General features: G+C 52.3%; 21 protein-coding genes. 9 read left to right on the top strand and 12 right to left on the bottom strand.

Annotation, left to right across the window (positions count from 1 at the left end; all coding sequences use genetic code 11):
- Positions 1-31: 31 nt before the first annotated feature.
- The gene (locus LIW51_RS36740; RefSeq protein WP_227380565.1) at positions 32-268 is read left to right on the top strand and encodes a CBS domain-containing protein; all 237 of its coding nucleotides are present in this window, start codon (positions 32-34) and stop codon (positions 266-268) included.
- A 215-nt stretch (positions 269-483) separates the two neighbouring features.
- Here LIW51_RS36740 and LIW51_RS36745 read toward each other — a convergent pair whose 3' ends face one another.
- Entirely contained in the window at positions 484-1,857 is a 1,374-nt protein-coding gene (locus LIW51_RS36745) for an NAD-dependent succinate-semialdehyde dehydrogenase (protein ID WP_227380566.1), read from the bottom strand.
- 67 nt (positions 1,858-1,924) lie between these two features.
- Positions 1,925-2,140, bottom strand: a complete 216-nt coding sequence (locus tag LIW51_RS36750; RefSeq protein ID WP_227380810.1) for an SUI1 family translation initiation factor — start codon at positions 2,138-2,140, stop codon at positions 1,925-1,927.
- 160 nt (positions 2,141-2,300) lie between these two features.
- Between LIW51_RS36750 and LIW51_RS36755 the strand changes: the two genes are divergently transcribed.
- Positions 2,301-3,683: a dihydrolipoyl dehydrogenase family protein gene (locus tag LIW51_RS36755; protein WP_227380567.1), complete on the top strand. Its 1,383-nt coding sequence runs from the start codon at positions 2,301-2,303 to the stop codon at positions 3,681-3,683.
- Positions 3,684-3,731: 48 nt separating this feature from the next.
- Here the strand turns inward: LIW51_RS36755 and LIW51_RS39760 are convergent, their stop codons facing one another.
- Together LIW51_RS39760 and LIW51_RS36765 are read right to left on the bottom strand one after the other, a co-directional pair.
- Entirely contained in the window at positions 3,732-3,833 is a 102-nt protein-coding gene (locus tag LIW51_RS39760) for a DUF3956 family protein (protein ID WP_227380568.1), read from the bottom strand.
- A 276-nt stretch (positions 3,834-4,109) separates the two neighbouring features.
- Positions 4,110-4,448: a DsrE family protein gene (locus LIW51_RS36765; RefSeq protein WP_227380569.1), complete on the bottom strand. Its 339-nt coding sequence runs from the start codon at positions 4,446-4,448 to the stop codon at positions 4,110-4,112.
- Positions 4,449-4,628: 180 nt separating this feature from the next.
- Here LIW51_RS36765 and LIW51_RS36770 point away from each other — a divergent pair, with 180 nt between their 5' ends.
- Together LIW51_RS36770 and LIW51_RS36775 are read left to right on the top strand one after the other, a co-directional pair.
- On the top strand, positions 4,629-4,835 hold the full coding sequence (locus LIW51_RS36770; RefSeq protein ID WP_227380570.1) for a DUF7127 family protein: 207 nt from the start codon (positions 4,629-4,631) through the stop codon (positions 4,833-4,835).
- A 586-nt stretch (positions 4,836-5,421) separates the two neighbouring features.
- A complete protein-coding gene (locus LIW51_RS36775; RefSeq protein ID WP_227380571.1) occupies positions 5,422-6,168 on the top strand; it encodes a hypothetical protein in 747 nt (248 codons plus the stop codon).
- Between the two features lie 61 nt (positions 6,169-6,229).
- Here the strand turns inward: LIW51_RS36775 and LIW51_RS36780 are convergent, their stop codons facing one another.
- Positions 6,230-7,099, bottom strand: coding sequence for an MBL fold metallo-hydrolase (locus LIW51_RS36780; RefSeq protein WP_227380572.1), 870 nt, complete (start codon positions 7,097-7,099; stop codon positions 6,230-6,232).
- A 473-nt stretch (positions 7,100-7,572) separates the two neighbouring features.
- Here LIW51_RS36780 and LIW51_RS36785 point away from each other — a divergent pair, with 473 nt between their 5' ends.
- Entirely contained in the window at positions 7,573-7,863 is a 291-nt protein-coding gene (locus LIW51_RS36785) for a PadR family transcriptional regulator (RefSeq protein WP_227380573.1), read from the top strand.
- Between the two features lie 325 nt (positions 7,864-8,188).
- Here the strand turns inward: LIW51_RS36785 and LIW51_RS36790 are convergent, their stop codons facing one another.
- Complete coding sequence (locus LIW51_RS36790) at positions 8,189-8,638, bottom strand: SRPBCC family protein (RefSeq protein WP_227380811.1); 450 nt, start codon at positions 8,636-8,638, stop codon at positions 8,189-8,191.
- Positions 8,639-9,081: 443 nt separating this feature from the next.
- Here LIW51_RS36790 and LIW51_RS36795 point away from each other — a divergent pair, with 443 nt between their 5' ends.
- Positions 9,082-9,726 (top strand): dihydrofolate reductase family protein, encoded by a 645-nt coding sequence (locus LIW51_RS36795; RefSeq protein WP_227380574.1) that lies wholly within the window; start codon positions 9,082-9,084, stop codon positions 9,724-9,726.
- A gap of 278 nt (positions 9,727-10,004) precedes the next feature.
- Here the strand turns inward: LIW51_RS36795 and LIW51_RS36800 are convergent, their stop codons facing one another.
- On the bottom strand, positions 10,005-10,460 hold the full coding sequence (locus LIW51_RS36800; protein WP_227380575.1) for a hypothetical protein: 456 nt from the start codon (positions 10,458-10,460) through the stop codon (positions 10,005-10,007).
- A 279-nt stretch (positions 10,461-10,739) separates the two neighbouring features.
- Between LIW51_RS36800 and LIW51_RS36805 the strand changes: the two genes are divergently transcribed.
- Entirely contained in the window at positions 10,740-11,186 is a 447-nt protein-coding gene (locus LIW51_RS36805; protein ID WP_227380576.1) for a VOC family protein, read from the top strand.
- 824 nt (positions 11,187-12,010) lie between these two features.
- Here LIW51_RS36805 and LIW51_RS36810 read toward each other — a convergent pair.
- From LIW51_RS36810 to LIW51_RS36820, 3 genes are read right to left on the bottom strand one after another with little or no spacing between them, the layout of a single operon-like run.
- Complete coding sequence (locus tag LIW51_RS36810) at positions 12,011-15,250, bottom strand: M14 family metallopeptidase (protein ID WP_227380577.1); 3,240 nt, start codon at positions 15,248-15,250, stop codon at positions 12,011-12,013.
- Between the two features lie 31 nt (positions 15,251-15,281).
- A complete protein-coding gene (locus LIW51_RS36815; protein ID WP_227380578.1) occupies positions 15,282-16,835 on the bottom strand; it encodes a S8 family serine peptidase in 1,554 nt (517 codons plus the stop codon).
- 43 nt (positions 16,836-16,878) lie between these two features.
- On the bottom strand, positions 16,879-19,455 hold the full coding sequence (locus LIW51_RS36820; protein ID WP_227380579.1) for a S8 family serine peptidase: 2,577 nt from the start codon (positions 19,453-19,455) through the stop codon (positions 16,879-16,881).
- Positions 19,456-22,619: 3,164 nt separating this feature from the next.
- Here LIW51_RS36820 and LIW51_RS36830 point away from each other — a divergent pair.
- Together LIW51_RS36830 and LIW51_RS38915 are read left to right on the top strand one after the other, a co-directional pair.
- Complete coding sequence (locus LIW51_RS36830) at positions 22,620-22,892, top strand: hypothetical protein (RefSeq protein ID WP_227380581.1); 273 nt, start codon at positions 22,620-22,622, stop codon at positions 22,890-22,892.
- A gap of 500 nt (positions 22,893-23,392) precedes the next feature.
- The gene (locus LIW51_RS38915) at positions 23,393-23,527 is read left to right on the top strand and encodes a DUF7503 family protein (protein ID WP_255767738.1); all 135 of its coding nucleotides are present in this window, start codon (positions 23,393-23,395) and stop codon (positions 23,525-23,527) included.
- 1 nt (position 23,528) lies between these two features.
- On the opposite strand, the gene LIW51_RS36835 is transcribed toward LIW51_RS38915, so the two are convergent.
- Both LIW51_RS36835 and LIW51_RS36840 read right to left on the bottom strand, forming a co-directional pair.
- Positions 23,529-25,607, bottom strand: coding sequence for a hypothetical protein (locus LIW51_RS36835; RefSeq protein WP_227380582.1), 2,079 nt, complete (start codon positions 25,605-25,607; stop codon positions 23,529-23,531).
- Positions 25,608-25,714: 107 nt separating this feature from the next.
- The gene (locus LIW51_RS36840) at positions 25,715-26,545 is read right to left on the bottom strand and encodes a DUF7504 family protein (RefSeq protein WP_255767739.1); all 831 of its coding nucleotides are present in this window, start codon (positions 26,543-26,545) and stop codon (positions 25,715-25,717) included.
- Positions 26,546-26,931 lie beyond the last annotated feature (386 nt).

The following is a 26,931-nucleotide window of genomic DNA, read 5'->3' on the forward strand; positions in this document are numbered from 1 at the left end:
GCTTCTCTATCCAGTAGTTTTCAAATCGTGCATGAAGAAGGGCAGAATCGAACTTGAAGCAAGTTTTGGTTCTAATGAGTCACCTATAGAAGTCATCGAACTTTCGCAAACAATCGGCGACCACGGCGTTCGTCGAATCCTTATTGTCGACGAGAATGACAACCTCACCGGTATCGTGACACTCGATGATATCATTGCAACCATCGGCGAACAGCTCGATAATATCGTGGACACGATCGAAGTGCCGTCGCCAGATTATAGTCCCTAGGCCGCATAATGATTCACTGTGTGAGAGAATGGACTATCGGGTCAATAATCATGGATTCGTTGGATAGCTCTGCGGAAGGTGTAGAGGCCTGTGAAATAAGAGTATGGCATAACAATCAAAAAAACAGCGTCAAATCAGGAGTGGCCGATCGCGCTCTCGACGATCATCCCTCTACCACGCGACGGTCGGAGTTGCAATCCGGCGATTGGAACGGCTCAATCGTCCGTTGACTGCACCCATATTGTCTTTTTATTTGTGAACTCGCGGATGCCGTGGCGGGCGAGTTCACGGCCATAGCCCGAATCCTTTACGCCGCCGAAGGGGAGTCTTGGATCCGATTTCACGAGTTGGTTGACATAGGTCATACCCGCGTCGAATTCGTGGGCGACGCGCTCGCCGCGATCCAAATCCTCTGTCCAGACCGAGGCACCGAGTCCGTAGTCGATGTCGTTGGCGAGTTCAATTGCCTCTGCTTCACCACTGACCGCGAATACTGCGGCCGACGGCCCGAAGACCTCCTCACAGGCCGAAGCAGAATCGTGGGGTACATCGGTCAGTACTGTCGGTGGATAATAAAAGCCGTCGCGGTCGAGCGGCTTGCCACCAAGATCACAGGTTGCGCCGTCCTTGATCGTGGCCTGTACTTGATCATGGAGGTCTTCCATCAAATCCCTGCGGGCCTGCGGCCCGACGTCGGTGTCTTCGTCCATTGGGTCGCCGACGGTAAGCGCGTCCATTTCCTTGGTGAATCGATCCAAAAACTTGTCATAGATCGCCTCGTGGACGATGAAACGCTTTGCCGCAATGCACGATTGGCCATTGTTCTGACACCGTGCCTGTGCACCGACTTTGGCGGCAGTCTCGATATCGGCGTCGTCGAGCACCACGAATGGGTCGTTGCCGCCGAGTTCGAGCACCGACTTCTTGATTTCGCTGCCCGCCGTTTCGGCGACCGCCCGGCCCGCGCCTTCACTCCCGGTAAGCGTCACTGCCGCGAGTCGATAGTCGCGAATGATGTCCTCTACCTGATCGGAGTGAATCATGAGTGACTGGAAGACACCCTCAGGGTAGCCCGCCTCCAGCAGCACGTCCTCAATAGCTTGGGCAGTGCCAGGGACGTTTGAGGCGTGTTTCAGTAATCCTACGTTGCCGGCGGTGAGATGAGGTGCAATAAAGCGAAAAACCTGCCACATCGGGAAGTTCCACGGCATGATGGCGAGGACGGGACCGAGCGGCTCGTAGGAGACGTAGGTCTTCGTTTCGGGTGCGCTCCCGATTAGCTCGTTCTGAAGAAACTCGTCGGCGCGTTCCTCGTAGTATTCACATGCCCACACGCACTTTTCGATCTCGGAAACGGCTCCGGCGATTGGTTTACCCATCTCCCGTGTCATCAGTTCGGCGTACTCCTGTTTGTTTTCGCGGAGTACATCTGCCGCGTTCCCGATGAGTTGTTGACGTTCGCCGATTGAGGTCTCACGCCAGGCCTCGAAGGTTTCACTCGCTGTATCAAGTGCGGCGTCAATATCTTCCTCGGTGTCGTCCTCGATCGGTTCTAGCGCGTTACCGGTAGCTGGATTCGTGCGATCCATATCATCTAATAGGCCAGCAAGCCAATTAGTAACTCTGGCCTGCTAGGATGTTTCGCCGTTAATACGGTCACTCTTCGACGCTGAATCTGTATTCTGCGAGGAGTTCGAGGAGGCGGTCTGTGTGGTGGCCCCGCAACTCGATGCGACCATCATCAACGGTTCCGATGGCGAAGTGGCTCTTCAGGTTCGAGGCAAGATTCGAAACGTCAAATGTCGACGGGTCGAAATCCTCGATGATCGTGATGGCCTTACCGCAGCGTCGCTCGTCGATTCGAATCGAGATGCCCTGCTCGGATCATTCGAGGTCGTCATCGATATCAGGGTCGCCGAACTAGCTGGTACTCGAGCTAAATCGTCCTGTGATACACGGATAGATAGATGTTCCGGGCATAAACCGCTGCGGACAGCGACTATTTAGGTATACACACTTAATCTGGGTTGCAATGGCAGACTTCGACCTTATCGTTTTCGGCGGTGGCACCGGCAACACAGTCGCTTCGGCGGCAGCCGCTGAGGGTCTCGACACTGCACTCATCGAGAAAGGACCAATTGGTGGACTGTGTCTCAATCGAGGTTGTAACCCTTCAAAAATGCTTATCCAGCACGCGAACGTCGTCAATCGAATCCGGAGAGCTGGCGAATTCGGCATCGATGCGCGTATCGATGACATCCGCTTCGGCGAGTTCGTCCGCGAGGTGAACAACGAACTTGCCGAGGCCGCGAGCACGAAGGCAGACACCAAGCGTAAGCAAGAAAACCTCACACTCTTTCAAGAAGAGGCGCGGTTCGTTGACGACTACACCATCGAACTCGTGGACACAGGAGAATCCCACACCGCTGAAAGGGTGGTCATCGCGGCAGGAAGCATACCTGTGATTCCCAGCGCAATCGACGGACTCGATAATGTGGATTTCCTCACCAGCACCGACGCCATCCGAGTCGAAGAATGCCCGGACAGACTCGTGATTCTCGGGGGAGGCTACATCGCGGCGGAACTCGGCTACTACTTCGAGTCCTTTGGGACTGACGTGGTGCTCATCGAAATGGAAGATTCCCTAGTGCCTCGCGAGGACAGCGAGGTTGCGGACGCCTTCACCGACATGGCAAGCGAACGCCACGAGATCTATACCGGGTATCGAGCATCGGAGACCGCAGAATCGGGCGGTGAAATCACCGTGACCGCTGAATCTAAGGATGGCGACGAAATTGAGGTGGATGGCGACGAGTTATTGGTAGCGCTCGGCCGCCGCCCCAATACAGACGGAATCAATCTAGAGGCGACGAACGTTTCCACTACTGATGCGGGATTCATCGAGACTGACACCCAATTGCGAACGAATGTCGAGAACATCTGGGCAATGGGCGACATCGCCGACAATGGGATGTTCAAACACTCCGGCGACTACGAAGGTGAAATCGTCATCGACAACGTTGCGCGCGAGAAGGGTCGAGAAGCCAATTTCACCGCGCTCCCACACGCCGTCTTCACTGACCCTCAAATCGGCGCGGTTGGCGAGACTGAATCGGCGCTTGAAGACACTGGTAAGGAGTATGTCGTCGGACATGCCGAATTCACCGACACTGCAATGAGCCGCGCACTGAAGCTCGACCACGGGTTCGTCAAGGTACTTGCGGATCCCGAAAGCCGCGAGATTCTCGGCTGTCACATCATTGGCCACGAGGCGTCGATGTTGATCCACGAGGTTACTCCAGCTGTTCGCTCCGGTGTAACGGTCGATGAGCTCAGGAACACCCTTATCCACGCTCATCCTTCGATGAACAAAGTGGTCATGAAAGCCTGTCAGGATGTGCCACAGACCGAGTAAATCCAATAAATGAGATCCATTGAGGATCGGTATTAACATCGGACGACCCTATATTCTCGCGATGCTTAATGACATCAATCTTCGTTTCACCTCGTTGCCGGCGACACTGAGAACTAAGCAAGGCTTTCCGCTTACACCCCCAACATGCAAGATTCGCCGTCTCGAACATCTCGGTGAGCAGTTCTTGGGTGAGCAGGGATACTAAAACCACTGTACTGTTCACTTCTCAAACTAGCCTCACTATACAGTGCTCCTCATACCTAGCTGTACTTTATATTTAATATGCTAACCAATAATCTGGCCATAGCAGCACCGACTTTCTCGTTTCTATTGGTCAAATCCATCGTTTTCCACTTTGTGCGTTACTATCTTGTAAATATGTTTCTGAACGGTTATTTATAAATAGGGAGCCGAGTACTCGATTCGCTATGGTCGCATGTAGGCATATCCTTCGTTTTCCAGCCGTGTCACTTCGACAGCACCCTCTGGGACGGTTTCCACGCCCCCAATGAGGTCGGATTCGTTGAGATCCATCATGTCGAGGGTATTACTACAGGCCCTGAACGAAACGCCCTCGTCCAGTAGTGATCGCACCTGCTCTGTGCTGTCCCCATCGGGTGTGACCGCTTTGATTCCCTCTGATTGGATGACGACTGCGACGTCGTCAATGGTGCCACTCTCGTCGTCGAGGAGGTTTTGAGCGATAGCGAGTGCGGTTTCTTGTTCGGTTTCATCTCCCGAGATGAGGTGAATAACACTTTGCATGCAACAGGAAGACAACCCATAGGTTAATAATACCTGTTGCCCGCCAGCGAGTGTAGTAGCCAGATCGTACACGCGAATGCTGTAAATAACTGCTGTCAGAGCCCCGTGATTCCGTCCAGGCGCACAGTCTTGCAGACACCACATGAGATAGAAGATCTGGCCAGGAGTCAAGATAGTATTATGATTCGCAAACACGAGTACGATGATGAGAATATTCTTGCTGTGGATTTTGGACTAAACACGGGTGAGATCTCACTTTATATTGTTGCCAGCACTGCAATCATCAATATTGACGGTGAGCAATTTGAATTCGAAGTGCCGGCTGACGCAGACGAGATCATTATCAATGACGGTATACCCACCATTAAACAAACTGTCCAACAATAGTGAATCGCTATCTTCGGTATCGATCACGCGCCCCTCAACCGACAACCGTACTATGCCTGATTTATTCATACTGCCAAGTAGCGACAGAGAGCCAATAAACCAGAGAGCCGCATAGTAGAGCCTACAGCCTACAAGTGACTGCTTATGCTCCATCTCATCCACTCTGTCAAAATCGGAGGTTAATTCAGCAAAAGTGCTGATTTGGAAGAGGTGAGTAGTTCGAACGGACGAAATTTGCTTCCCCGAGGGCAGGGACTGATCCGATTCCACTTCCGCTTATGATTTAGGCAGCAGTGCACCATAACCACGGCTCACGCCACCGCTTCGTCAGGATTAGATGCCAGTAGTCGGGTTCAGCACAGTGGATTCAACTTTTAAGTAATAATAGAGTTAGATTAAATATGGTGAAAGAGAAACTATCAGATACAGTGTATCGATAGTCGTTAGCACGCGCACCTGATGCTGTTATCCGGTGCAGAATTATTAGATGAAAACGAGAACGAGAGGCAGTACTATATATACTGCTGTATACCATTACGTCACGTTGTGTACTAAGGATGATTGATCTTGACGGTGATTACTATAGATGAATTTAACAACGACATCAGCTATCCTCCTCACAGCGAGCGTCCTCGGGATTGCCCATGGAATCGAGCCGGATCACGCAGCAGGGATTGCCTCGCTCACAAGTGAAGCTGGAAATTCAAAGCTCTCAGCGATCGTCGGAACGTGCTTCGCTGTTGGCCACGTAGTCCTCGTCATCCTCTGGATTCTCATTGCGTATTTCCTGCTCGGACAAACGACATTCCCACCCATGATCGAATCAGTTGGAACGATCGTCCTTGGCTTGGTCTTGATCCTCTTAAGTGGGGTATTAGGCGTCGCTGGGATCCGAACGTTCATTCATAGACATGAACACAGCCATTCGGACGATGGCACCAATCACGCTCACTTTCATCTTCATTTGCCTATTTCGAGCAAGCAGCACAAATCGTCTTCACTTCCTTCGCACACACATAAACACATGATCGCTGAGTATCTGAAGGTCGGTATTGTCGGCGCATTGTTTACCTTATCACCTCCGGTCAGCATGATCGCGTTTATCTCCATTATCGTCACGAACACCGGGCAAGAAATAGTGGCACTGGCGGTACTCGCATATGCAGCCGCGATTACGATTACAATGGCTTTTATCGGCGCAGGCGCTGGCGCGTTTTTCGCACTTGCTAAGGGACGCAGTGAACGAATACACGCAATTTCGCAAATCGTATCGGCCGCGCTAGTCTTTGCTTTTGGATTCTATTTCCTCAGCCAAGCAACATTCCCTCTATGAATGCTCACCCGAGTAGAATAACCAAAGGGGGACGCAGCTATTCATCGATGAATCTATCTTCTCAGCCGAGACGATCCACTGGCACCGTGAACTGATAGGTTTCACCATGGTTCAAGTATGCAACTTGTTCTTCGAGGCCTGCCTCCGCAATTGCCTCCTTGAAGTCGGAGAGGGGCGATTGGAAGACTTCATAGTCATTGTAATGGATGGGGATCGAAGTGTCCGCATCGAATAGTTCAACAGCTTCGACACCTTGTTCTGCATCCATTGTCAGGAGCACACCGAGGATTTTGGTTCCCCCCAAATGTAGCAGTGCGAGATCGATCTCCGGATAGCGTTCTGGGATCTCTTTTAGTTTATCGTACATGAGTGTGTCTCCCGTAATATAGAACTGGAGGGCAGTATTGTCTCCTTCAGGCTTGAATTCCAACATACTTCCCATGACGGGCGGCATTGCCTTTTCGACGACCGGTGGGCCATGTCTTCCAGGCATCGACGTGATATCAAGTTCGGCAGTACCCTTAGAAATGGTCATCGTGTCCCACGTATCCAGCGGATACGTCTCATGAAAGCCTTTATCCGCCAACTTCTCGACGGCATGCTGCGTTGTTATGATTGGGAGATCTTTATCGAGTTTCTCTTGGACCAGATGATCGAAATGATCACCATGGTAGTGCGAGAGGAGGACGAAATCCACTTCCGGTGGTATCTCTTCTATATCGATCGCTGGGTTGGTCTGGCGCTCTGCGGTGACGCCGTACCCGAGATGAACGTGATCTCCCGCGTGGAGAAAGTTTGGGTCAGTAAGAATTGTGAAGCCTGCATAGCGGATGATCACTGTGGCAGTGCCAACGAAGAAAATTGAGCCGTTCTCGACATCGATAGCGTCTTGGTCAGGCGGAGGCAGTTCAAGCTGAACTGATTGACTCATACTAGCTCGCTACGCGCTGGTGTTCAGTAAAGCTACTGTCCATCCATGAGGACACGGCTCGATAGTATGAATGAGCTACATAGTGCGAGCGGATATCCTGCCAGCGTAAATCTAAGTGGCTGCAGGGCCGTTCGTCGGCTCATGGCTGATCACCGGAAACGCGGAACTCTCACGTGAACGGGCACTGAGTGCGGTCGTCGACAGGTCAATGTTCGCGCCCTGGATTTCGACAGAGAATCAGTCTCTCGCTGGCAATGATAGGGTTTGTGCTTCGTGGAGGGCGTCGTCCCGCCGAATTCCACTTCCGCTTACGATTTTAGCCAGTAGTAACAGAATTTTGAGGATGTCCATATTCATGGCTTAAGGTAAAAACTCAGCATTACAAACCACCGTTATACACCTGATCACCCCTGTGAACGCTCACATACCGTAAAGAATTTCATAAAAACGAGACAATGGCTAGTGGGAGAACAATGTACGATCTAACTGGCTTTCAACGAGACCTGTTGTACGTGATGAAGGGGTTAAAGGATCCACATGGACTTGCCATCAAAGACGACCTCGAGGGCTACTACGAAAAGGAAGTCCATCACGGTCGACTCTATCCAAATCTGGATGCACTCGTCGACAAAGGACTGATCGAGAAGAGCGAAAAGGATCGCCGGACAAACATCTATACGCTGACTCAGCGTGGCCAGCGAGAAATCGAAGCTCGACGAGAGTGGGAACAAGAGTATCTCGAGCAGAACGCTCCGACAGCCTGATAACTCCACTCTGTAGCCTTCCTTTTGGTGAAACCGCAATATCGATGACTCGATCTACGTACTGCAAGACCACGAGAATTTCAACAAATCGTATCGCGCTGTATTCGTAGAAGCCATAGTACTTCGTGCTGACGCTTGCTTAGTCAGCTCCCATTCTCTCGCGCTGTGTTTTCACTCTCGTCAGCGGGTGCTAGGCAGCTCGGAAATCCATACTGATGGACGTAGTTGTCTTCGACACCGTCGAACAAATCGTCTAGCTCTGTGTTTTGCCATATTGGTCCGTGACTAGTATTTATCCCCTTCTATCAATCAGTCAGGCGCGTGATCAGGCACTGACGTAAGCCCCATCTAATTGCTTCAGTACGTTGATCCATGCTTCCTCATGGCGGTCTTTCGACTCCTCGTCTGGGAATCCGGCATGTGTCAGTTTCAGCCGTGTATCATCTTCCTTGGGAGTGAGTTCTACGGTTACGACCGTTTCGGCGCCCTTAGTGCCATCTGCTCCGGTAAGCCACGTGAGTTCGACGAGGCGATCCGGCTCAAGCCTAAGGAACCTTCCATAGTGCGGATGGCGCTCACCCTCATAATGCGTTTCAAAGAAAAAAGGGGAGTCTATCTCGGGCTCCATTACCACTGTGTCTGGAGCCGCAAACCAGCGATCGAATTCTTCTGTCCACGCTCGAAACAGGTCTGCTGGCTCTGTCGCCATAGCGTGCTCAACAACTAATTGAAACGGTCGAGATGACAAGTCGGGTACCGTGATTGGAGTATTCATATTGATCTCCTTTAGCCTAGCTTTCTGTTTCACTGGAGGTCAGCGGTTGCTATAGATGTTACCCTAACGATGTGAAAGTGGAGGTAGCTCGCCTTACAAATAGCCGCTTCCTTGTTGATAGGCTAAAATTGTCATTGTTCGGATCACACTATACCTTTTCGGATAGAGAGTTTCTAGACACTTGATCTGCACTACAACCTGCGCATGGATCGATTTTGGGGCTATCGGGGGTTAATCACTTCCACTTATGGTCTAAGAAGCAGTAATCGACTGTTTTGATGGATGATTGATGATTTGAATCAGAAAGTGATGCGATCGCATTCTATCGAAAGCAATTGTAGATCACCTTGAATGGTGCTATTCATCATTAGTGAAGTGGATCCGGGCCACTCTGGTTAAGATAGGAGCAAGCGATATAGACTGCGGAAGTTGAGGTGACACAAATGAGTGAGAACGAGACAATGACTGACAACATCAGCCAGACTGGCGGTGGACAGAGAAAGGTAATCGTAAGCGAGTTTCTGTCGCTTGATGGGATCATGCAAGCCCCGGGTGGTCCAGACGAGAACCGCGACGGTGGGTTCGAGCATGGCGGTTGGCAGATGCAATACCTCGATGAGGTCTATACAGACACAGTCTCCGAAGGGATCTCCATGTCGGACGCCCTCTTACTTGGACGGAAGACCTACGAGATCTTCGCCGCGTACTGGCCGACGGCGGATGAAGAGGTCAACGCCGACTTCGCCGACGTGATGAACAGCATCGACAAATACGTCGCCTCAAGAACCTTGGACACAGTGGAATGGCAGAATTCGACGCTGTTCGAGGGAGACGTTGCTGAAGCGGTCGCCGAGCTGAAACAACAGTCAGGCCAGGACATCCGTGTCATCGGCAGTGGCGAGCTTGTTCAAATACTCATGGAGCATAATCTCGTCGACGAATATCAGCTTATGATTCACCCGCTCGTTCTCGGCGGTGGCAAGCGGCTCTTCAGAGATGGGAGCAAGAAAACCAATCTGCAACTCGTGGACACGAAGACAACTGGGACCGGGGTCGTGATACTTCACTACCAGACGGAGAGGGAGTAGCGAGTCGAGATGGCGAAAAACAGACCTGTTGCGCCAACTCACTTAGAGTAACGTACTGCTCGACCTCAGTCCCTAATGAACCTACGTTTGTTGGCAAACTGGATCTTGGGCTTCCTTGAGGGCGTGGTAGTACCACCCGTTTCGACTTCCGTTTACGAGTGTAGTCAAAAATAGCTAATTTGCGATCACCGTTGTTGTGTATTCTGCGTAGGAGCCCGTCTGGGGGAATCCACTGAAGCTATACACAACATCACCGACGTTCAGGTCTGTGACGGGCCTCATATTGTTTCAGTTCTACGTCCGCGTCGGGCCAATCCAAGACCAACTGCTAACACTATCACGATGCTTACGTGGTATGCAATATCTGGGACAGTACGTGGGCCAATGCCGATGATGATCGTGAAGATTCCGACAAGCGTACCCAGTAATGCGAATGCTTGGACGATTATGGCGGTTGTGAACATTGAACGTGAATGGAGCCAGGTTATCACTAAGCCACCGAGCAGAACCGTACCGATTACACTCTCGGCAATCATTGCCTCATGATGCTCATAGCCACTGATGAGCATCCCTGCATGAATTGTGGCGGCGAGGAAGAATGATGCAGCCTCCACTCCCAGCAATACGCGCATGATTCGTTTCATCGGAATCGCTGCGATACTTCGAACTTGGTTACGTAATCGTGCTCCTCTGTAATTCGATTCATTCTTTGATACTCCAGCAGGTGATTTCATGAACTAGAGGACGATAGCAGCCACGATGACTGTTTACTCGAACATGTTCGAACGAATCTTGAGGGTATGACGGCCCGTCTGTAGAAGTGATGGCTCCAAAGTCATGCGCGAACCGACCCACGTCCTGTGGTACAAAATACACAAAGACAAAACAGAGGGCAGATAGCGGGCGTTCCATGCAACGAGGTCCGCCTCGCTTTGTCGTCTTCGGGTTCGGTGTCGTTCTTGGACTCGTCGTTGCGAATAAATTAGCAAATACAGGAGGGGTTTGATCGGACTATGACGATCAAGCAAATGGACAACGTCCTCATCGTGGTCGAGAACCTTGAAACTGCGAAGGCATTTTTCACGGAGCTCGGTATGCAGCTGGAGGGCGAGACGCGCGTCGAGGGAGAGTGGGCGAACCGCGTCGTGGGCCTCAAGAACGTCCAGAGCGACATCGCCATGATGCGGACCCCTGACGGCCACGGCCACGTCGAGCTCTCGAAATTCATCACACCCGAGGCCACCCGTGACGGATCCGAGGAACCGGCGGTGAACACCCTGGGGATCCGCCGCATCATGTTCACCGTCGACGACATCGACGAAGTCCTCGACCGCCTCCACTCCCATGGAGCCGAACTCGTGGGCGAAGTCGCCCAGTACGAAGACGTGTACCGTCTCTGCTTTGTGCGCGGCCCCGAAGGCATCATCGTCGGGTTGGCCGAGGAACTCGACGGAGCCTAGCGGGTCGCCCCCACGCTCTCGGCAGTTACCGTTTAGAGCCCGGGCATCCCCAAGCCAACCCCCGAAAAAGACGCCGCTACAGGCAGAAGTATGAGCCTGGAGAACCTCGCCCGCTGCCCGGTCGAACTGGAACGAAGGAGGATGGTAGAATCACCCGATGTGATGCATCTACGATTCCGAGTCAAAACTGACACGGCGAACGAATAGGAGAAAGTCTAATGACGATTATCAAAATAAATCGTTCCTCTTCACTGTCTCACGAACGAGGAGGTGGACAAGCTTTGGGCGGAGCTATAGCGTGATACCAAATTGCAGAAATCGAAGCGTGGAAGCGGCTAATCGCGTGAATGGACGAAATATGCTTCACCGAGGGCGGCGACTTGCTCATTTTCACTTCCGCTTAGTCAGAAATGCGGAAGTACACCACACACCACCACTTCCAGTGTAATCGTGCACTATAGTCGTCCTATCCCGCGAAAACAGCAACTTCAGAATTTATAAATCTCATAATGCTATATAAAACTACACTCGCTGCCTGTAGAAGCGTCCCGACAGCGGTTCCTTCGTTCCCTCCGTCTACATCAATCGATAGGTCTCATAGTTCGTGAGGAGCTCACAGATCGTCTGCTTGAAGTCTTCTTGCGCTCCCATGCATACGAGCACTTCTCATATTCAGGTTATCTCGTTCATCTGATGAGTGTTTCGAGCCGCTCAATCTGTGCTCAGGCGTGTTCGTATCGGTTTTGTGTGGTGACATTCTGGATGTATCCGATAAATCAAATTATATTGGGTCGATGATATCTCTGAAAGTTGGCGCTGCAGAGTTAGGCGTTAGTATTAGCGCCAGCAACGTAGTTCGTCTCCGTGGTACTGTCGACGGTGATCCAACTGTCGCGAATCGTCGGATTAACCTCAATCGGGCCAAATTCGTACGAGCCGGTCGAATCAGGCGCCTCGACGAAGTAGGTGTAGCTCGTCTTTTCGTCGGCCGCGGCCTGCGTGGCAAAGTAGACGTACTTCACCCCGTCTGCCTGCTCGACGCGTTCGACATCGTCGCTGAATCCCGTCTTGACTGTCCATTCGGTCGGTACTATATCACGTACTGTAGACTTGTCTGATGGCGTTACCGCGATGTCGATCTGGTCGGTCTGGCCCGCCGTGAACGTCGAACCGTCGTCTGAACGCGAGCCGGAGACGCTGAATGGGATTGGAGGTGCGTCGACCGCGAAGTTGTCCGCTTCGCCGAACGTCCGAACCACCTCACCGTCGATTTTCCGGATCTGCGTGGCGTCAAGCGCGTTCACGAGCACTGTCTGACCGAAGAACGAGACGGTGTAATCGAGCAACCCGAACGGGTGGAGGTGCTCCTGTGAGGCTGGCGGTAGCAGTCCACCGATGACATGGATACCGTCGCCGGGGTCGTCAGCCGGACTTTCGCCGCGGTGAGTGAGCGACCCAGCACCGACCCAGTCGTTCGCCCCGCTCGTCCGCCCGGCGATCGTGGCGACAGTGTTCGTGTCGTTTGCGTTCTTGAAGGCGTTGGGATCGATGACCGTCATCGGAGCCTCGTATCCAACGTTGTACCCCAACGGAACGATTTTGTACAGCTGCTTTTGGATTTCACGGGTATCCTCGAGCAGCGGGTGGTCTCCATTCTTGTTCCCGCTATCGCCGCCCGTGACGGCGACGCTTGGCGGAGATACCCCAATGTAGCCGAGATAGAGATCCTCACGGCTGTCGATGTGCTTACCGTCGATACCCGCGGCGAGATCGTTCGTCATTGGTCCGAGCAGCTGCACCCCCGTATCGGTCACCACGAGATTACCACCGCTGTCGACGAATTCATCTAGCGCGTCAATATACCCAGTGTCGGTGATGGCGTCGTCGTGGATCACGACGAGGTGATCGTAATCGAGATGAGTACCGCCTTTGACATCCGCGACAGTGAGTGGGTCGACAGCCGCGGTCGTCTCTCCTGTGATATCTTCGAAGTAGACGAGCGGGTCGACCTCGTATTCGCGCTGGCTGTAGCCGAGCACCTCCTTCGGATCGGGGTTGATTCCGCTGCTGCTGAGGGTACCAAAGACGACTGTAGCCTCGCCGGCGGATTTCAAGATGTTGGTGACCGCGACAGTCCACGTTCCGGCGGCAGGATTGTTTACTGCGAACTCCGGCAGATCACCGGTGGAGCGCCCCGCCTCCGGCAGGTCGAACGAGCGAACGGTTGTCCCATCGGGACCTCGGAGTTCGACGTTTACGAGGGTGTCGGGCCGAGGCTGAACCTGCACGGACAACTCATCCACGTCGTCGGCGACGGTTTGTTCGGCCGTACTGACACCCCCTGCATCGAGAGTGAGCGACGTCTCATTCGTCCCATTCGTCGTCGAGGAACCCTTGTTCGGGTTCTGGATGAAAGACAGGTCATCCGACGAGCGCGTCAGCGAGTCGGTCGTGACGTACGCGACCGAGTCCCCGGCCGTGTCGATGAACGACTCAACGTTCTTTGTGGCGTACTCGGCGATGGTGCGAATGGCGGTTCGGTAGCCGAGAACCTGCATTCGCACTAGCTCGGGATCGTACACATTCGCGCCGACCATGTGCGAGTACGCCATCTCGAAGTCCATCGAGGTCAGCCCGAGTCCGCCCAGCTCCTTGGGGTGAGCCATCCAGTCGCCGAAGAAGCCCGCGTCGGTGTACCCGATAGTGTCCCAGATACCACCATAGTCGAACGCCTCCTCTGGAAGAGTCTCGTAGAGCACTTTGATGTTCGTATCACCTGTCAACGTCTCCTGGAGGTCGCCGATCGTTGTCCATGTCTCGAGTGCCGCCTCGAGGGTTTCGTCAACTTCTCTGTTCAGCTGATAGAGCTTGTGGAATTGGTCGTTCGAGAACTGGTGCTGGCTGATCAGTCCGAGAACGAACTCCGGGAGATGAAGCGCTCCATGGAGATCAGCGCCAAATTCGAGGTTCTCGTAGTTTCGGAAGTGTTCGACGAACGAGAGCGTGTCGGGGACGTGCTCGTAGATCGCGTCAGGCACGTCGTCGTCGATCCCGGGCTCGTCGTCCGTGAGGTTCGCGCCCGTCGGTTCACCCGGGAACTCTGCCGGATCGATCCACCCGACGGTCGGGTACTGGCGGTTGGTGTCGTACACCTCGGCGGTGCCGCGCTCATAGAAGGGAATAACGGGTGCACCGCCCTCCGGCCCCGCAAGCTGCCAGCCGCTCTCGTACTGTGGGTGTTTCGCCACCCACCCATCTGGATTCGGATAAACGAAAACGAGAACGAGGTCGTCGAGCAATTGCGCCGTATTAGTCTCGTTCCCGCGGAGGAGTCCTTCGATGAATCGCGAGCCGGCCTCCGCGCCCGCACGTTCGAGACCGTGGATCGAGAGGCTGTACATGATCTTCGTCTTCTCGCGGAAGGCCGCCTCGTCGGCGATATCGTTCGTCACTTCCGCGACGTAGAGCTCCTTTGGATCCTCGCGGTCAGTGAGATAGTTGTAGTGTCCGGGGCTTTTTCCGATCGAATAGACGTTCAATCGGTCAGAGTGCTGCGATTCGAGGTGATTCAGCCCGTCGATCATCTGTTCGTAATCGATGAAACCTGTGCTGCGGCGTGGTTCGGGGAACACGCCAAAGGGATAATAACCCAGCCGCCAGAACGGATTTGAGCCGGGTGAGTGCGAAAGCGTCTCCGCTGTTGGGAGGTCGGCCGCCGTCTGTGCTTCGGTCGTCGTCAGCTGGGTATACGCCGCGGGTTGTGGCTCAGTAGTGGTGATTACTTCTCCCTCGATCACTGATTTCAAGTCTTCCGGCCCCGTTTCATCGGTGAAGGTGACGAGCGTTGGAACCGCATAATCAGTGGCGGTGTGGTTAAGTACGTACTCGTACTCGGTCTCCATCTTCTCGGAGGAAACGCTCGCGCTCGCGTTGCCTGGAAGGGCGAGCGCTGCACCGGTCGCCGCCGACAATCGTACGAAGGTGCGTCGATTGATGGAACTGTCTGTGAATCGATCGGTTTGTTCGTTGCTTTGTCCATTGTGGTTAGTAGGGATATCTGTCATGATTATGTTGGAAGTGGTGTTATGTTTATAGTCAGTTATCGATGATCGAGTCGCTCGCTTCCGCAAAAGTCGCCCAATTGCCCGTCTCAGCTCGTTTGGCTGCAGCGATAGCGTCAACGAACCCAGTCCCAATGTTGATGGCCGTGTACTGATCGGGATGGTAGTTCGTCGCGGTCGCCTCGACCGTATTGATCACGTCGATCGGATCGGGCGTCCCGGCGTTGTTCTGCTGGTAGGCGTCGATGATGAGCGTTACACACCCCGCTGTCACCGGACAGGACATACTCGTGCCGCTAATTTTCCCATACCAGATTTCGCCATCCTGTTCGTTTGGATCACCGAGACTGGGATAAGTCTGCAGCGCGTCGGCCGGTGAGAGCGTGCTCATCACGAGATTCCCCGGTGCGCCGACGCCGTTACGATAGACGCCATAGGGCCGTGAGGGCTCTTCGCCACTCTCGTAGTCATAGATGTCTTTGATGTTCTCGAGTGCTGTCTGGCGGTCGTAGTTCGAGGGACCATCGAAATCGCGCGGTCGTCCACGCGAGGAGAACTCCGTGACTCGGCGATCCGGTTTCGGATTCGTTTCGTCGAACGTCGCGGCGACGCCGATTGTGTAGGGCAGTTTGGCATGTTGGCTGAGCGTCTTCTCGCCCGGACCGCTGTTACCCGCCGAGAATAGCGGAACAATTCCTTCCTGAAATGCGTACCATGCAGCAACGTTGACCGGCTCGTGCGGGTCGACGTCTTTGCCGTCGGTGACCGGGCCGTAGGAGTTCGAGACAACCTGGATGTCGGTTTTTCCGTCACGCTTGCGTTCGATCAGGTGATCCCACGCCGAGACAATGTAGACCAGCAAGAGTGTAGCTCCGATGCTGTAGACAGTGAGGTCGGCGTCCGGAGCCATGCCCTTGTATTGGCCATCACTCTGGGTGCCGTCGGCGGCGATACTCCCGCCGGTGTGGGTGCCGTGACCGTTCTCATCGGTGTCGGCTGGCTTGACGTCCGCCCACGTGTACGGTTCGTCCTGTGCTTCCGGGACGCCGACGAACTGCCAGTTTGCCTGAAGATTATTCACGAGGTCGGGATGATCACCGTCAGTGCCGGTATCAAGGACAGCGGCGTGGACGGACTCACCAGTGTAGGGCCAATTCAGTCCGGTACCATCTTGAACGGGTTTAGCCTTGGTCAGCTCGCGCGCATCGTCGTTGTGCCACTCCAGTTCTTTGTTCGCGTATACACCCTGAACGCTCGGCCAGGTGGCGACGGTTCGGATCTGCTCGCTGGTCAGCACTACAAATCCGATCGGGAGGACATTGAACTGGTGGAACCCATCAACGGCGAGCATTCCAAGTCGTTCGACATCGTCGTTACGCTGGAAGACGACCAGCGCCTCGTGTTTCGCGCTGGCGTCACTCAAGTCGAACGCGTCGTCAATGGTCGCCGAGGTGCTGGCGGTGGCCATGGCTGTTCCGCCGAACGACGCGACTGTTGTGCCGGCACCGACCGTCTTAAGAAACGTGCGTCTGTCCCATCGACTGGCGCATTTCGAATCGGTCGTCGGAGAGTCTGCCTGTTTCGTCATGGTCTTGATTGGATTGGTGGTATGGTTACGAGTCGTGGTCAGCTCAGGCATTCGTACTCTGGCCGACGACCGCGTTCGTCTCAGCGGTGCCGCTCACCGCTACCCACTCGCGGTCGCTCCGCGTTTTGTAGACATCGGTGGTGACCTCTACCGGCCCGAACTCGTAGTCGCCGGTCTCGCTCGGCGCTTCCGCGAAGTAGGTGTAGCTGTGGTCGATTGTGGCGTCTTCCGCGTTCGTGGCACCGTCGCCGTTCCGGTCGAAGTAGACGAAGTTGGATTGGCCGTCGGGTGCGGGGACGACTTTCGATACGTCGCTTGGCTCTTCGAGCACGTCCCACTCACGCGGAACCCGATCCCGCACGATAACAGGCGTATCCGCGTGAATCTCGATATCGATTTGGTCGGTCTGGCCTGCCGTGAATGCCGAGCCGTCGTCTGTCCGGGTTCCGCGGACAATCAGATCCGTCACGGTTTCGACCGAGAGGTCGAAGTGCGCCTGTACGTCGAAGCTATTGAACACACCGGGGATATCGACGAGCTTCGCAACGACGTAGTACGTGCCGCCGTCAGTGATCTCACCCTCATCGTTCGTCTCGACTGCCGCGAACTGCACCGACGCGTTCCCTTCGATGCCTTGCGCCTTTGCGACAATGTTTGGTTCGCCGTGCTCGCTCGGATATTCGGCGTCGTAGACGAACAGATCGATATGTGGGTTGCCCTTCGCTGCATCCTTGTTCCCGCCGGAGAGGTGACTGAAGTCGACACTCACCTCCAGCACGCTCGGATCCGGCGCGACGTAGCCTGCAACCGCTCGGGAGTCGTCAGGAATATAGAGTCCGACGGTCTCGGCGGTCGTCCCCGTCAACTCGCGCGAGACAGCGTCGACCGCTGCATCGGGGTTCACCCGACCGTAGCCTTCGTAGGGGTCACGGCCGCCGAACTCGTAGGTTGGTGTGTGCGCCTTGTGGTACGGCGCAGCGGTGAAGACCGTCTCACTCGCCGTCGTCAGTAGTACCTGTTTGAGCCGCATCACGTCGTTGAAGTCCGTCTCATCGGGTGCTGGAAGCGCGATGGAGTCCGGTGCGTCGAACTCCATCGCTTGTGCGACTAACCCTGCGATGCCGTTCGTATATGGACTTGCCATCGAGGTACCGGCCTTTTCGATGTAATCGCGGATGGGCGGTTGTTCGCTCTCGAGCTTGCTGGGATCGCCGTTTTTCGCGGCGTTGATGAGATCTGTCGAGGCTCCGCCCGGTGCAGTGACGTCGGGTTTTAGGTAGTAGTCAAGCTCGTCCTCGTCGACGGCTCCCAACCCACCACTGGAGTAATCGACGATGCCGTCGAAGGGGCCTGTCGAGACCACTGAAATGGCTTCGTCGGCGACGGCGGGCGCACTGTTGCCATTGGCGGGGGTATTACTGTTACCCGCGGCAGCAACAGTCAGGATGCCTCCGTGGGCCATTTTCTTGATCGCCTCGACGACCCCGAATGAGAGCGTACCACCGCCTGCACCGATCGGCGCTCCGCCGAGGTAGCCCCACGACATATTGATCGATCGGAGGTTAAACGTATCAGCGAACCACTCGGCGTTCTTCCCGAGGTCAAGTGTCGGGTCGCTTAGTCCGCCGAGTCCGACTAAGCTCTGATTTGGTGCAAGTCCGCTGTGCACCGAGGAACCGCCGGCTGCCGTGCGGTCGCCGGTCGTCTCCTGCGGGTCGAGAAACGCGCCGACGCTCACTCGCTCCGCCCGGCCGGTTGCTACCGTCTCTCCGGTCTTCGGTCGGACATAGACGGTGTACGTCGCGGTTCCCGACGTGTGAACGGTCGGCGTGTCGGCGACGATGTTACTTCCATCGAGACCCTTATCATCAATGACGGTCGCGTCTCCCTCCTGAAAGTCAGTGCGGTCGAGCGTCTGTCCATCTGGCCCCTCGATGACGAGACCGATGAATTCACCGTATACGCTGGCATAGACACCCGTTCCTGCTTGTGCCTCAACTTCGTAAGTAAGGACATCTCCAGCAGCGAGGATCGCGTGTGGTTCGTCTTTTTGGACAGTGTCGAAGTCGATTGCGCTTGCACGACCGCTACCGGCCATGATCGAGGAAACATGTGATCCGTGACCGTTCTGGTCGCGGGGTGCATCTCCAAGCTCACCGTACTGATCGTTCGCATCATACCACCCGACGACTTTCGGTGTCTGAGCGGTAACGTTAGCCGGGTCGATATCCGCAAACGGGTCGTTGCCACCTTTGAGGAATGGTTTGCTCCACGGATGATCTGAATCGCCATCGTCATCGGGATCCTTGTTATTAAATCCAATGAGGATGCCATTCCACGGTCCAAGGTCAGGATGACGCGCTTCGATACCGGTGTCGGTGAGGCCAATGGTACGGTCGGGACGACCGCGGTAGCCCCGCTTCCAGACCTTGCTGGCCTCCCTCACTCGCCAATTTCGATAAATACCAACGTCTGCGCTCGCGGCTGTCACGGTTCGTGTACCGATGCCACCGAATAGTCCCATTCCAGCGAGCGTTCCGCTTGTTGTGAGGAATCTTCGACGGGAGAATCCGTTCTCGTTGTCGGTCTCTACCTCATCTTGCGTATGGTTCTCAACCATCTACACGTTCAGAAAAGTTCATTATTAAAAAATGTTTTGAAAATATAGTTATGATATTAAATTCGCATGATAACATCAATGTACATTTGGACAGCGATATTTAGGTGGTGTTGGTTTCACGACTTCTTCGCATATCGTCGTGTTGAAAGTCGTCTGGAACATCTACCTCTAACCCGGTTCTCAGAGTCCAGCGAACATAGATCTACCTCGGAAGACGGGGATGATGGTCTTCTTATGTAGTATTCTCACCAATTACGGCATTGTCGTCGACTTAGAGGATATGACATTCATTGGCAGGGGATACACCGTATTTCTCTTCGACGAAAGTCTCTATAGCTCGAAGAAGCTTGGTGAGTTCTCGACTCAGGAAGCTGCAATCGACCATGCTACTGGATGAACAGAGGAAAATGCTTGAATGTGATTGGCCGTATATTGCGACATTATACGTACCATCGCCTCTTTCTTCCCAAACGATGGTCTTGAGCTGCGATCTCGTCACTGAAAGATGAAACAATCTGTTTGGAAGGTGTGCTTTGGAGAAACGTCACTCCCGCGTTCGAACTCGCGCTCGACGCAAACGCCGTGTGTTGCTTAAGCATCCAGCCGTGTTTGTCGTGCTGAGAGAACGTGATTAGCCCTTCGATAGTTGTTCGAGCCGCCTGCACGCCCTGTATACTCGCTTCCACGTGAGGTGTTCATCACACGCCATGGAGAACAGCGACCTGAGGCTATCAGCGGTTTTCATGAGTTTCCCTTTGAGCGTCTTCGTACCCTACTCGTTCCAGTGTTCGAACAGCTGGATGCGAGCGCGTACCCAAGAGATGGCTTTGTACTACTGGCGGTGTGAGTCTTGCTGGGCGGAGGTCACGCGGAAGGATGCGCCTGAGGACTGCTGTTAATGGTGGACGATGATACTCGAAAGTGTCCGAAGTGTAGCACGCCGGTTCGGTCAATATCTATCTTGGGGCCGGAAACAGCGATTCTCGACCTGTGCGGACATTAAATCTCAGCTGATCACAACATCCTCATAGACAGCACCTAATTTAAGTAACTAGCGTAATTACTTAATGCGATTTTACTCGAAAGTTATCCTATGAGGAACCACTGTTCCACCAAGACTGAACACAAATCACAGATTCTTGTTTCGCTTCGCGATCGGCTCGTACCGTACACGCCGGTGCTCGTTGCAGCCACACTCGGTGAGGCCGTGTTCGTCACGGGGTTGTGGTTCCGAACCACAATAATCGATGCGTTACTCGCCAGCAGTGTTATGCTCTCTGTCTCATTGGTTGGCTATCGCTTTCTTGAAGAGCAAAGGCGGTAGCAGCTCACCGCCAGAACCGATGAACACCTCACGGCTACTAAAACAGCCTACTTTGTGAGAGGTGTACATTCTAGCTAATTATTTGTCTTGAAGTTAGACATGAGATACAACGAGATTGCGGGCGTACTCGCTTTGTGAATTACCGTTAGTCTCAGCAACTTGATCCAACTGCTCGACGGTACTTTCGTTGAGTTGGACGGTAATGTTCTTCATTACCAGGCGATTGCGCCAGTCGTCACAAGAAAATCAGTCAGACGTGTGGCTGACATCTTAATCACACAGAGGTAGGTTAACTACCGAGTTTTGTTGATAAGAGCGACGCTGATCGACTGGAGCACGCGATAAATCGATGCAATAGGGGGAAGCGTGGGGAAGTGGGTTGCGTGTAGACAGGCAAACTCTCTCCCCACGAGTGTGGAGTGTGTGCTCCAGTAACATGAATCCAGAGGGTGAAGAATATCCTCATTGCTGTCACGTGGCCAAAGTGCCTAAGCATGAGAGTAACTAACACGCTTTGTCGGGTGGGGAAGGAACTCGGCTCGCTCACAGAGAAACCCATCAGCCTTCATCCGACAACGTGAGAGGCATGCTTTTACACTATTGACGCACGTTTACCGAATTACTCCCACGTTCGGGATTCGTGTTCATCTGTCGAGAGTCACCGCTCAATTCCCTTGCCGCTTTCCAAACAACCTTGGCACTCACTAACATGGAGGTCGATGTCGGGATAACTTATCAAGAGGTTCGCCCCGACGAACGTGAGACAACCCAATAAGCCCCGAAACCACTCACGTTTCGAACTATACTGACACCGTCGTCACACCTTCATCACGAACCACCGCCCCTTATAGAACCGAGAAAGAACCTTCGTAAATAGAAGTCTTATCGGAAATCGTTCTAGAACCCTATCGAAAAACTGGACTTTGATAATATTGTGGACTGATAGCCAAAAGACTTCAATAAAATTCTTTTTCTCGACTCGGCGATCTTCGTTGCGTGGTAGCAAGTAACGAGGAAGTTTTATTATTCATCTTCTAATCATTAGGGTTACGTCATCCGCTTGGCTGTGATCGCCAAGCAACATGAGGTGACGCGTACTGATGATCACTCACCTACCACACCCACCGCGTGCTGTTGACGCTAACAGCACCGCCTCTATCCGGAGTGCCCTCTAGCGTGATCCGGAACGTCTTCACCTGCGATCGTGGGATCAACAGGAGTGGTAGGATATGTGACTCTTCGGTCGCAACTCACCTCCACGCTTAGTTCATCCCTGCTCGGATCGCATAGGGCACCTGTCTTTGGCCTGCTCGATTTGAAGTCACCCTCAGCAATTACTGGAGAGTGAGTTCGGATAGGACGTCAGGGAGAACTGGCGTGGTTCTTTTCGATAGTACTGTTCATCAAGCAAGTTCAGGCTCATGTCGCATTGATAGCAAGGAGACGAAGCGACAACCGATGACGGATCAGCCCCAATCGCACACGGCACGGTCGAATGAAGCAGACGACCATGTCTGCTACTCCCGTTCGTATAGACAACTCCGACGTGGAATCGGGATCCAACTCGCATAGTACGGGTGTTCGTATGACAACTGGGGCTTTGCACGCAAATCGGCTCACCATGTCCGACAGTGGTGAACCGGGGAGTGAGTACCCGATGTCAGAGCTGACGCACCGAATTCGCTAATTCGTCCACGGTAGCGAAATGGCGCTTAACCGCTATAAAGGAACGCGGTGGTCTCATGAGAGGCATCGCTGTGAGTCGTCCACGTGGCCCGGAGACAATCGCATCGCTAGCCAACCACGGCACTCAGCTGAACCATCAAAAGGAGCAAATCACATGAAACAACTGTTCGAGCAAGGATCGCAATACGAGAACTATTTGGTCGGCTCGATGGCCGACTACGTGCGAGCGAATTGGCGGCAGCTGTTCAAAGCTGCTCTGCTGATCGTGGCTGCACTACTCGGCCTCGTATGGGTCGGAACACTACTCAGCTACGCGCCAACAGTAGTCATGATGATCATGGTGTTTGCGCTCCTCACGACCCTGCCAGTAGTAATCTCCTATATCGCTGTGCAAGCGGTCACAGTGGTTTTGAGACGTCAACAGTGAAAGACTGATTGACGTCTTCTCCCCTACACAGACTCTCAAGACAAGTATTCTTAGTCCGACTTCCCTGATCATAATATCTCGCGCAGGCTACAGTCTTTTTTACCTTTTATAATATATTTGATTAAAGATTTAGAAACGAAGAATATAAACGGCCATTCCTGGTTCTCAACGAGAGACCACATTTTTGATCAGACACAACAAAGGGGACAGTATTACAAGAAAGGGTATTCGCCTAAGAAAGGTCTATCGCTACGGTAAACAGCGCTTACTCATATAAACAGTGAAGAAAGTAAGAGAACCTCCTTATATAATTGGCAAGAAGTTTGTTAGAGGAAGAGAGATCGATACGAACGTCTGTAGGATCGGAAATATAGCCTTTACAGAAGTGCTTATTCGGAAAGGATCGGTTTCTCTCGGTAATGACGCCAAAATTGCAATTTCTTTCCCCTCTACATCGATTAGCAAAAGATAAGCCAAGTGCTTTCCAAGAAACGGTTGCAATGACACAGAGTAATGAGTCGTTAACGGCGTATCTCGCGGAAAATCCCCGAATGGCTGGCGTCCTGTTCACCATCTGCCTGCTGCTCACCCAAACTGGGAACGCGGCGGCGGCGCACGGCGGAACGGTTGGATAAATTAGATCTCACTTAGATCTATTTCAGTTGACCAGAAAAGATCGCCATTAATAATAACTGGGAATGGTTCTAATCTGAGGAATCGAGTTAGAACCTCTGATGAAAGCGTAAAAGTAGGTAGATTACCTCCGATTAAATAATTCGTGTCAATATGTTCGATATAAGGCGTGTAAAATGCTCCCATGCCTAGGGCGAGAGTAGGATAAGTAATACAATTTACCCTGAAACCATCTTTAGAATCATCCCGGTTTATTTCACATATCATTGGGGTTCCGCTTTCACTTTGTGTAATTTCGATACTACCATCACCAACAGTGAGATAGTCATTCCCAACAATTCGATAGTTACGGGCGATTGTAAGGGCTGATCGAAGAGAAAATCCCCTATTGAGAAGGCGAGCCACAACTTGTCCAACCGAAGTCGCGCTCACATTCCCAACTGCATTATACGTGACTATCCCTCCGATACTACCGAGTTCAATGAGTTGTTTTCCTTGTTTGTATGATCGACACCCATTCAAAAGAAACGTGTCGACTGCAGTATTATTAAGTGTTCTCGCATCAAGCCCACCATCTCGACAAATGAATTCGTTGTCCTTTATGTGGCCAATATAGTGAAGGAAATCCGTTTTACTCGTGAGTATCGTTTTCAATTCTTCCACAGAAGTGTTCCTATGGACATCGATGTCGAATTCGAGTTCGTCACGCTCACCATACAAATCATCTCCATCGTCGTATTCGGAACTCATCTCATCATCATTACAGACGACGGTGATGTTGATCGCATCAGTTGAAGAGGGTCTGTTGAAACGATTCTCAAATCCGCTCTTCAGTACCTTGTTCGCACCAATTGGTTTTCCTGAACCGAGCCAAGCTTGCTCGAGTGCTTCCGTCTGACTTGGCGCGACGTAAGAACGATAGTCCGAGTTCACAGTTCCTCTTTGTTTCGTTTTCACACCGCGTAGAAATCGTTCGATCGATTGCGGAGTGGTGGACGTTTTTTGGAGGTCAGATTTCTTATCGGAGGACTGAATGATCGAAAAGTTGTTAACGAGATACGGGAGGCTTTCAATGTTCTCCTCCTTGTCCGTTACATGAGTCACTAGTGACCATGTCGGCATCTGTTTTTGGATGACATTGAACGGGATATTCAAATAAGTGGGAAGCTGCTCTGAGAGGGATTTGTGGTAGAGTTTCTCAAATCGTAAGTCGGTTTTGTCCTCAATTGTGTTTCGTTCATGGAGTTCAACTTGATAATATCCTTCCGTACGGGTGATACAGTCGAGGAAAAACAATTGCTTGAGTACCCGCTCGACTTCACCTTCGAATCCTCTCGATGGATGGTCGAGAATATGAGTAAATCCATCGTCCGTAGCGAGTCGAGATTCATTACCCGGAACAACAGTTGCCCCGAGATAGTATGCGAGTGTGCTCACTGGATAAATCTTCTCGGTTATTGGTGGAACTTCGATACGGACTCCCGTCTCTGGCGGTGAAATCTCATCCGGAATATGTAGTTCCTCATCGAGCTGTATCCGAGGAGGATGACCGCGAAATGAGGGTAGCGACCGCTCACAACTTGTCGTTTTCAGCGCCGAACCGAACGTTGAAATAGCTGCCATGATATCGCGGGGCGAAGCGGTTGTCGTTATTGTTGCTCCAGGGCGCCTGTGGTATGAACGTGCCCCGATTTGAATACGGGTCTCTGAGCCAAAATCGAACTCCATCCGTTCTGCCGACGAAGCGATTACCAGCTCACTATTGACTCTAATGTATATTTTAATAGGTGCACACAGCTCAATAATATACTCACACTTTGGGAGTTGTTCATACGCATAATCTTCTGCTTCGACAAGAATCTCCCCGTTTAAATCACGGACATAAGAGATCACAACAAAAGGTAAATTGAGTCTATCGGTCACGATCTCAGCTGCGTTATCTACAGGAAAATAAAACCGGTCATCACCACTCGGATCAGGTCGAACATTCGTTGATGTTCGAAGTGGATATTGGCGTCGCTGAATCGGATCAATGATCGTTACACCAAGTTCATCCTCAGATGGACGAAATACTGGCTTCATCTACATTCCCTCCGCTGAATTTCAATGGAAAACATCCGGAAAAACTTCCTTTTTCATTATAGAGGTACCTATATATGGATACAAACGTATTTTTCGGGCGGACAGTACTAAAGCGGGAACCACTTTGTCGTGTGGTCGGTATCTTGCAAATGCCATCGTTGTTCAGGCACCTTCACAGAAAACTTGAGTTCGATGACAACATCGAATGTCGATCGGATTGCTTGCACAGTGCGCGAATCATATGGGTTGGGAAGAATATAATGTCCCAATCCGTCAACATCTTCAACGGTTTCGGTGATCGCTGTGACGAATTGTTCAGCAGTCTCAATATCTTCCTGTTCGAGAAGCAATTGAAGAGAATCGAAGCAGAATCGGAGCTCAGCAGGATCAAATCCGTTTCGCTGTCTTTGTAAATCAAACAACTGATCCTGAATTGCAGCCTGAAACTCCTTGAGGTTACCTGATACAGACGAAACGGGCATCTGACTCGACTGACTAACTTGTGCGTCCACTGCCGAACGAGCAACTGTCTCGTGTGTCAGGATATGAGCGCGATCGGGGCGAGTCTCAGCAATTGAAAGTCGGGTCTGTGCGACATCTACGTCCCCACCGTATTGTGCAAAGAAAAACGTTCGATCAAACGCGCGATCACCGAGAAGTTGGATGCTCATTTGATCAAAAACCTCCTCTGGCACATCACCCGTGAGCAAGATGTTACCACCCGTCCGTTTCAGCCGGCCGAGTTCAGATTCAACAGTGATTTGTCCATTACTTTGAACGGTAATATAATGGCCAGCAAAAGAAAACGATATTTTGCCCTTCTTCCGTGGCGTTCCATCCATCTGCGGCCGAAATAGATCCTCTAAGGCACCTGGATCAATACTTTCATAAAACGATTCAGGAACATCTGTGGAATCGACTCCGGCCGCCTCAATCATCTTCTGAACAATGGTTGCACTCAAGGAATGATTGTTTTGCCGGTCGTACTGTATCTTCAGAGGCGTTTCTACCCCACATAGGAACGGACTAGTGTCCTCATCTCCCTCTATACTCATAGTACTCTGTACCGCTAGAGCGCGAGAAGCAAAAAGCCACGTGATAGTCAAGAAATAGTACGTTTAATCGTGTACTTATTTGGCTAGGGATTGGACGGCCATAATCATTTCCCAAAATACGCGGTATTCGAGCTCTCACGTATATTATTGAATTCATAATATTAATTATGCGATGATTTTACTAATTATTATTATATTAAATTATATTACTCTCTTGAATTCTAGTAAATGACCACAATATTGTTAAATCCACATCCATTTTTACATTT

This window comes from Haladaptatus halobius, assembly GCF_020618475.1.
Taxonomy (GTDB): domain Archaea; phylum Halobacteriota; class Halobacteria; order Halobacteriales; family Haladaptataceae; genus Haladaptatus; species Haladaptatus halobius.